The 7,465-nt window shown below is 60.9% G+C and carries 8 protein-coding genes; 1 reads left to right on the top strand and 7 read right to left on the bottom strand.

All coding sequences use genetic code 11. The features are described from left to right. Nucleotides 1-178: 178 nt before the first annotated feature. Together BRA49_RS12830 and BRA49_RS12825 are read right to left on the bottom strand one after the other, a co-directional pair. Entirely contained in the window at nucleotides 179-1,555 is a 1,377-nt protein-coding gene (locus BRA49_RS12830) for an MATE family efflux transporter (protein ID WP_292386515.1), read from the bottom strand. A gap of 326 nt (nucleotides 1,556-1,881) precedes the next feature. Beyond that, a complete protein-coding gene (locus BRA49_RS12825) occupies nucleotides 1,882-2,676 on the bottom strand; it encodes a methyltransferase domain-containing protein (protein ID WP_292386514.1) in 795 nt (264 codons plus the stop codon). A 253-nt stretch (nucleotides 2,677-2,929) separates the two neighbouring features. Here BRA49_RS12825 and BRA49_RS12820 point away from each other — a divergent pair, with 253 nt between their 5' ends. Further along, entirely contained in the window at nucleotides 2,930-4,750 is a 1,821-nt protein-coding gene (locus BRA49_RS12820) for a hypothetical protein (protein WP_292386513.1), read from the top strand. A gap of 124 nt (nucleotides 4,751-4,874) precedes the next feature. Here BRA49_RS12820 and BRA49_RS12815 read toward each other — a convergent pair whose 3' ends face one another. Genes BRA49_RS12815 through BRA49_RS12795 form a run of 5 tightly spaced genes read right to left on the bottom strand, consistent with a single transcriptional unit; the run spans nucleotide 4,875 to nucleotide 7,462 of the window. Next, nucleotides 4,875-5,441, bottom strand: a complete 567-nt coding sequence (locus BRA49_RS12815) for a HemK2/MTQ2 family protein methyltransferase (RefSeq protein ID WP_292386512.1) — start codon at nucleotides 5,439-5,441, stop codon at nucleotides 4,875-4,877. A 3-nt stretch (nucleotides 5,442-5,444) separates the two neighbouring features. After that, a complete protein-coding gene (gene rsmA, locus BRA49_RS12810; RefSeq protein WP_292386511.1) occupies nucleotides 5,445-6,218 on the bottom strand; it encodes a 16S rRNA (adenine(1518)-N(6)/adenine(1519)-N(6))-dimethyltransferase RsmA in 774 nt (257 codons plus the stop codon). Then, the gene (locus BRA49_RS12805; protein ID WP_292386510.1) at nucleotides 6,215-6,778 is read right to left on the bottom strand and encodes a DUF655 domain-containing protein; all 564 of its coding nucleotides are present in this window, start codon (nucleotides 6,776-6,778) and stop codon (nucleotides 6,215-6,217) included. Before BRA49_RS12805 ends, rsmA begins: the two co-directional genes overlap by 4 nt. A gap of 18 nt (nucleotides 6,779-6,796) precedes the next feature. Beyond that, nucleotides 6,797-7,147, bottom strand: coding sequence for an RNA polymerase Rpb4 family protein (locus BRA49_RS12800; protein ID WP_292386509.1), 351 nt, complete (start codon nucleotides 7,145-7,147; stop codon nucleotides 6,797-6,799). A gap of 21 nt (nucleotides 7,148-7,168) precedes the next feature. Then, nucleotides 7,169-7,462, bottom strand: coding sequence for a 50S ribosomal protein L21e (locus BRA49_RS12795; protein ID WP_292386508.1), 294 nt, complete (start codon nucleotides 7,460-7,462; stop codon nucleotides 7,169-7,171). Between the last annotated feature and the right edge of the window lie 3 nt (nucleotides 7,463-7,465).

Genomic DNA, 7,465 nt, shown 5'->3' with positions numbered 1-7,465 from the left:
TGGCGACGGACGGAACGTCCGGACGACAAGAGGCCATCAGGCTTTGAACCGCGAAGTTTGCGAAGGAAAATCGAGGGTTTGACCTCCTGAGGGTCGTCTCAAATATCCTAGCGAAGTACCGGGACCAGAGATTGCCTGCGGGGTTAATCAAAAAAAAGGTTGTCAAAGAATCTCTGGATCAATTCTCCCCACCGAGGTTCAACTTCTTCGTCTTCCAGACTCCCTGCTTGTAGAAGAAGAGATCACAGAGGAACACCACCACGGTGCCGCAGACCACTGCAAACCAGACGAACTGCAGCGGCAGGCCCATCGCCACAACCATCGCGGCAAGACCCACCTGCACGATCAGCTGCCCCGCGATCGCCGCATACATGCCGGGTCTCGTCATCCCCGCGCCGTTCATCGCAAATCCCATCGTCATCGCCATGGCTATCACGAAGTACGACATCGGGATCACCTGCATAAACAGGATGCCGTCTGCAAGCGTCTCGCCCGCCGCGCCGAAGAACGCCAGGAGATGCTTCGCGTACAGCAGGTAGATGATACCCACAAGCGCCATAAACGACGCATTCACGATCGTCGCAATCCTGACCGCTTTCTCCGCCCTCTCCACCTTTCCCGCTCCCAGGTTCTGCCCGACCATCACCGCGACGCCCGTGCAGAGCCCCATCACGAAGACGAGACCCAGCATATCCAGACGCTGGCAGATGCCGTATGCCGCCACCGCCGCCGTGCCGTACAGTGCCACGATCGCGGTCATCCCCAGGAACGCAAAACTCCGAACGCCGCTCTGTACCGCTGACGGTATCGTGACCTTCACGATATCTTTGACCAGTCGCGGTTCAAACGTCCATTTCTTCGGGAACCGGACCGGTCCGTTCTTTCTGGACGGCAGGAGGTACATCACCCCGATCAGGAGCAGCACGCCGGTCGTACGTGATGTCAGGGAAGCGTACGCAGATCCGGCTATGCCGAGTGCCGGGAAACCGCCAAGACCCGTGATCAGTGTCGGATTCATGACGATGTTCACAATGTTCACTGCGATCATCACGAACATCGGTGTCCTGGAATCCCCCGTACTCTGGAAGACCGTCGTCAGGATCATCAGCGTGACGAAGACGAACATTCCTATCAGCATCGGGGAGAGGAAGCGTGCTCCCTCCGCTGCAACCTCAGGATCCGCTCCAAGGAGCAGGAGAAGATCCTGAGACCAGAATAAGCCGATGACCGCAAGGATCGCCGAAAAGGCGAGTGCCAGGTAAAGCGAATGCGAAAGGATCACCTGGATACGCTCAAACCGCTCTGACCCGTATGCTCGCGACACAAATGCAGCCGTTGCCGTCACGATCCCGAAGATCACTGTCGTGAGCACCAGTATGATGGATATGCTCATCGCTCCGCCGGCAATCGAGACATCGCCGAGTTTGCCGATGAAATACATATCCACCACCTCCAGGATGCTTGCGAGGAGGTTACTGATGATGATCGGAAGAGCCACTACCAGAAGGCCTTTTCCGACCGGTCCCTCGGTGAGGAGATTGTTGGAATTGTTCATCGTCAAGTTCTCACTTATAATATGAAGTGAGAGATAATAAATATTGACCGACATTCTAAATGGTTTTAAATCAGTAAATCTAAAAACAAGGCTTTTCAGGTGCTTAATCGGGTTATCGGAAACACCCGGATGAGGGGAACGTTCAGTTGAGGACCTCCCGCTCGGCACCTCGCTGACATGCCGAAGAAGCCTTCCAGGGGTATACCGGGGCAGGTGCGGCCTCTGGTGGAGCCAGGGCAGTGTCCCGGAGCCTTATCACCACACCGGATGGGACCCCCTCCAACTCCCCGATCCGCCTCCGGCCGTGACCGGGGGTCAAATTACCGTCATCCCGTATCGCTGACCGCCTCGACCTCGAGGCGCACCATGGGGACACGGATGCGGCCGTCGGGCGAGGGGTGCCGCGCCACGTACCGGCTCGCCACCTCCGCGATGAACGCCGGCCGGGCCTCTTCGGGCAGCCGGTCGAGGTAGAGGTGCCAGGTGGTCCGGATCCATCCCATGAGCCCGTCCGGCAGATCGAATGTCATGTCCTTCCCGATCAGTTCGACCCGCACCGGCGTGAGCCCTGCCTCCTCAAGCCGCTTGCGCTCCTCCTCGGGGCCGTAGAAGGCGTACTGTGGAGCTGAACCACTGAAATACCTCCCCCACTGCTCCTCCGCGAGCATCTCGTCCGCGACCGCGAAGACCGGGGCGGCGTTCCCTCGCCCGCCCATCTGGAGGAGGACCCTTCCTCCCGGCCGGAGCGCCCGGACGATGCCCGCAAAGACCCTGCGGTGGTCGGAGACCCAGTGCAGGGCGGCGTTCGAGAAGACCAGATCAAACTCCCGATCAAACGGCAGGTCGAGCATATCACCCTCGGCGAACCGGAGGTTCGGATACCGCTCCGACGGGAGACGCTCCCGGGCGAAGGCGATCATCCCGGCAGAGAGGTCGAGGCCAAGCACCGAGCCCGAGGGGAGGCAGGCCGCAATCTCCGCCGTCACCTTTCCTTCGCCGCAGCCGAGGTCGAGCACCCGCTCGTCGCCGGATAGATCGAGCTTCCCGATCAGTTCATGCGCCCAGGCCTGCTGAGTAGAGGAGTGCTTGTGGTAATCTTCCGGATTCCACGCGTGTGCCATGATGTTCACCTCCGTGCTGTCTGCACGTTCTCCAGGTGAGAGGTATCGCCTCCACCCGTCATCATACCTTCTGCAACGGGCCGTCCCGGCAGATCCTACAGGCAATCACGCTCCGCCCCCTCACTTTTGAACCATCCAGGACCCAAAAAACCGATAACCGGCAAAATTCATCAGGATTCTCGCGCTTCGGCATGTATCGTACACAGGAACACTTCAATACGATTTTATCCTCCTATGTCGGAAGAAAAAAGTAATGAACCAGGTACCAGAGCGCCTCCTGCGCGTTTGCCTGCCCGCGTGCATCCTCGGCGTGGCGATCCTCCTCATCGCCGCTGCAGGCTGCACGAACGTCACCACCCCGACTGGTGGAGATTCCATCTCCGGGAGTGTGGCAGGGGATTACGCGGGAGGAACGATTTACATCGCGGCGATCGACGCCGCAGCATATTCGGCGTCGGAGATCAGGGTCATGGAGATAGGGGAGCATCCAGAACGCTCGCAGTACGTCAGCGGCTTTGCCGCGCTCGACGCGCCGGGGGAGTACGTCATCTCCGGGCTTCCTCCGGGCAACTACACCGTCTATGCCTGGGCGGATACGGATGATAACGGCCGGATAGATCACCTTGACTATCGCGACCCAACCGGGTGGTACTGCACGCCATCGCACCTTACCCCCGTCGGAGTCGCCGTTACGCCCGGGAATGCCGCGACCGGGGTTGATATAACTCTCGTCGCCCCGACGCCCTACCCCGACGATGATCGGGAGATTGCCGTCGGCAGCGGCGGCGGAAGGCTCACGGTCCAGAAGGGCTGTCACGTTCTCCAGGTATGGGGAACGCCGGAAGAGCGGGCGTATGCCTATGGCTACCTCTGCGGCCCGCAGATCCGGGACTGGATCGACTACGTCCTGATCGAGTCGTTCATGCAGTCGCCCGTCGAGTACGAAGACCTCTTCATCCCCTACATAGAGGAGCACATGGCACCGGCAAATCCGAAATATATGGCCGAGCTCGACGCCATGCTCGCCGGGATGAACGCAGGCGGCACGGACCTCTATATCCCGTCGCTCTCGCGGAACCTCACCCGCTACGACCTCCTTGCCGAGAATACCTACGATTTCATGCTTTACTACAAACTCTACGGCCTCAGGATGGGCGATCTCGGCATAAACCTCGCCACTACGGGTGACGCCGGCGTGTCGCCGCACCTCTGCACGAGCGCGATCGCCTGGGGCAACCTGACAGCAAACGAGGAACTTGCCGGCGGCGTGATCCACGGCAAGAACATGGACGGCGAGAACGACCTGCGGAAGGTCACGGTGAACAGCCTGCTCGTCATCGCGACCGACCCGGGTCCGGGCGCGAAACGCACGGTCGGGATAGACTGGCCCGGGTTCATCGGGACGTTCAACGGCATGAACGAGGACGGCCTGGTGCTCGTCCCCCACTCGTCGCCGTCGATCCCGGACTGGAACGCGACCGACCTCGTGCCCACCAACTTCCTCTTCATGGATGCGCTCAGGAGCGAGAGCGACGTTGCCGGGGCGTGGGCCTACTGGGAGAAGGCGAACGGGACCAGGACCGGTGGGAACAACGCAGGGGTATCGGCACCCTACGGGAACGGGACGGGAAGCATCCCGGCGGCCTTCGAGACGGACTCCTACGGCGGCGCGGTGCGAGGGCCGGGCGTCGTCGAGCCGGACGACTGCCTCTTGATCGCGAACAACTTCTACCTCTACCGGGGCGTCTATCCCTCCGCCGTCGAGCGGGTGGACGGCTACCACGCCGAGGTCAGGCCCGAGGACTACCGCTACCGGAACCTGCTCGCCCTCCTCGACGGTTACCGGAAGGAGGAGAGAACCATCGGCACGCCCGAGATGATCGCGCTCATGCAGTCGGCGTCCGTCTCGGAGGAGTACCGGGGCACCACCGAGTACACCTTCATCGCGTACCCGGATGCCGGCGCGTTCGCCGTGGCAAAAGAGGATCTCGCGGCGGTGATATTGGATGCACCGTTCGCGGAGTTCGCGCGCTTTGAGTTTGAGGAGGTGTTCGAGAGGCCCTCGACGGTGTGAAGGGAGGACCCACTGCTCTTTTTACCGGGCATCAAGCCATCTGAGCCGGGTCGTCACTCACACAGAGTCATGAAAGAGAGAAGGGCGTTTTACAGACTTTGCGCGAGACCGCGATCTGCGAGCCTCACGCCCCAATCCGGCAGAGGTCCCGCATCGCCTGGAGGACGTAGAGGATCTCATTCTCGACCCGCTCCTCGTCGACTATGAACGAGACGAACCCCGCCCGGGCGAAGAGTCCACGGACTTCGTCAACTCCGGTCAGCGAGGAGACCAGGAGGAGGACCCTCCCGAAGGGCGAGAGCACTCGCCCGACATCCGCGACGAACCTCTCGATCGTCACCCTCCCCGTCGGCCCGCCGTCGAGGGCATACTCCAGCCAGTCGCTAATTCGCTCCTCGGGAGCCGTCGGAAGGTAGGGCGGGTTGAAGAGGATGAGGTCGAAGGGGCCGGAGAGGCCCGATAAGAGATCGGTCCGGATTGCCGCGACCCCGCGCGAGCGGGCGCACGCCACAGCGTGGGGGTTGATGTCGGTCGCGACGACCGCCGCCGCCCTGCCGAGAAGCCCGGCCGCGACGTAGCCGCTCCCGGTCCCGACTTCGAGCACCCGGTCGGTCTCGCAGACCTCCCGGAGCGCCGCCCGGAGGAGGAGAAATGAGTCCTCGGCCGGGGGGTAGACCTGGTCAGGGAGCATCCTCTAGCACCCGGCGAGCATGTTTGCGATCAGCGCGAACTCCTCAAGCGTCAGGTCTTCGGGCCGCCGCTGCAGGAGGTCGTCGGGCAGGTCCGCGATCGCTCGCTCGATCGCCTCGGGCGCGAACGTATCCTTGCCGCTCCGGAGCCCCTTCCGGACGGTCTTTCGCCGGTGGGAGAAGAGCACCCGGACGACATCGGCGTAACCCTTCCGGTCGGCGATGGGATACGGCGGCTCGTGGGGAGTGAGCCGGACCACCCAGGAGCGGACCCGGGGTCTCGGGCGGAAGGAGGAGGGCGAGAGTTCGAGCAGCGGCTTTACGGAAGCATAGGTCTGCACCATCACCGAGAGCCGGCCGACGTTCGGCGTCCCCGGCGGAGCGACCATCCGCTGGGCAAACTCCTTCTGATACATCAGGACCGCGACCTCAAACCCGATCGCGAGCAGCCGGAACGTGATCTTTGAAGAAACGGAGTAAGGGAGGTTTGCGACGACGATATCAAACGGCGGGATATCCACCTTCTTCGCGTCGCCAAGGACGATCTCAAGACGGCCTTCCTCGATCTCGTCGGCGAAGGCCAGCTCAAGTTCTTCTACAAGAGCCGGATCGATCTCTACCGCACTGACGTGTGCACCACGGTCAAGGAGGGCGCGGGTGAGGACCCCTTCACCGGGTCCTATCTCAAGCACCCTCCGACCGGAGACATCAACAAAGCCGGCAATCCTCTCGACGGCCCTTTTGTCGACGAGAAAATGCTGATCCCTCGGAGCGCTCATCTCGATGTGAAGATATGATACTTCTCGTCCGGGTCTTCGATCTCGCGCAGGATCCGGCTGACGATCATCCGATCCGGGTGCGGAAGCGACTTGATACGCGCGGAGATGTCGGCGAAGGTCTCGAACGGTTTCTTCTCCCGCTGCTCGATGATCTCCCACATAAGCTTCTTCCCGATGCCGGGGAGCAGGTGCAGCATGTGGAACTTCGGCGTGATGGAGATGGACTTATTGAAGAAGTCGACGAACCGAGATTCGTTCTCGCGGACGATCTGCTCGATCACGAACGGCAGTTCCAGTTTCGCGGTCGCCGTCAGGTCCGTGTAGTTCAGCCGCCGCTTGACGCGCTCGATCTTGTCCCGCTCCGCATCACCGATGTAGACGCGGTCATAGACCTGAATATCCGCACCCGCCTTCGGAACGAGCTCGAGCAGCTTGAACTGGTCCATGCCGACGGCAAGGACAACCGGTTCGCGCTTGTAGACAGGACGCTGGTCGCTCGAATACCCCATAGGAAGGATATCGATGACTACAGCGTTCTCTTCTTTCCTTTCGGTCTTCATTGACGCCACTCCAGCGGTTCAGAAGTGAGTCATTACCAGATCGAGGATCTCGTCCAGTTCATCCGCCGTGAGGTTGAACCGTTCCTTTGCGTAGATTGCGCGGAGTTCGTCCCGGGTTCGCGGCATCAGGTTCGCGATGCGGTAGGCAATATCGTCCTTCATCTTCTCGAGCTTCATGAGCTCGTCGACGAGGTCGCGGGCCTTCTCGGCCGGTGTTTTGAAAAGATGATTGGCATGCTCGATGCTCTTCCGAAGTTCGTAGGACATCTCTTCTCCGGACTCGAGCCGGGCTGCCTCCACAGAGAGGAGGGTATCACGCAGTTCGGGAAGCAGCATCCGCTCTTCGCTCACGATTCGTTTTACCTTCATGCCAATCACCACTGTTGAGGTTTATACTTTCTGCGCTTTTAGATGTTGCGGTCTCGCAATCACCTGTTTTATCGTATCTCCATCCCTGACCTCGAGCACCCATGCGCGTCCGCGCTGTCCGATGACCGTGCCGGTCTTCCCGTGGAATCTCCGGTGGGGCATGCCCTTCTGGACACTCGGTTCGACCACAACATGCACCCGCTGCCCGATCTCGAAGTTCTGAATCACCGAGGTGACCGGGGGGATACCGCGCTTTCTGAGGTCTTTCTTGAACTTATACCGCGTCTTCTTGCGTGGTCCATTGTGATGTGCCATTGC

It is taken from the genome of Methanoculleus sp. UBA430 (genome assembly GCF_002506585.1).
GTDB lineage: Archaea > Halobacteriota > Methanomicrobia > Methanomicrobiales > Methanoculleaceae > Methanoculleus.
This window is presented reverse-complemented; position numbering and strand designations above follow the sequence as displayed.